This window comes from Streptomyces sp. 13-12-16 (genome assembly GCF_002114215.1).
Lineage (GTDB): Bacteria > Actinomycetota > Actinomycetes > Streptomycetales > Streptomycetaceae > Streptomyces.
Genome location: NZ_NCTE01001407.1, coordinates 681 through 1,123 on the forward strand (window position 1 = coordinate 681; position 443 = coordinate 1,123).

Annotated in this window: 1 protein-coding gene; it reads left to right on the plus strand. The window is 73.6% G+C overall.

The features are described from left to right. Nucleotides 1-34: 34 nt before the first annotated feature. A partial coding sequence (locus B7767_RS41685) for a protein phosphatase (protein WP_085576380.1) occupies nucleotides 35-443 on the plus strand: 409 nt, incomplete at its 3' end.

The window sequence follows — 443 nt, forward strand, 5'->3', positions numbered from 1 at the left end:
AGAGGAGTTGGGCGGCGAGGGTGGGGAGGCACCGTTGCGCACCCGCAGGAGGCAACCCGACGTACCGGCTCCGGACAGCCCGTGGAACGAGGTCGTGCCCGGCCTGTGGATGGGCGGGCACGAGTTCCGGGGCCTCTCCGGCCGGCTGGAGTTCGCCGTGGTGAACCGGCAGTTCGATCTCGTGCAGACGCTGCTGCGGCTGCCCGGGCACGGGCCGGATCCCGGGGTCGAGCACCAGGTGTGGCCGATCCCCGACGGACCGCTGGACGGGACGCAGCTCGCGGGTGTGATCCGGCTGGCCGAGGCGGCGTGCGAGGCACTGGACGGCGGCCGTGCGGTCCTCGTGCGCTGTTACCACGGGTACAACCGCTCGGGCCTGGTGGTCGCGCACGCGCTGGTACGGCAGGGCCGGACCGCCGAGGCGGCGATCCGGCTGATCCGCT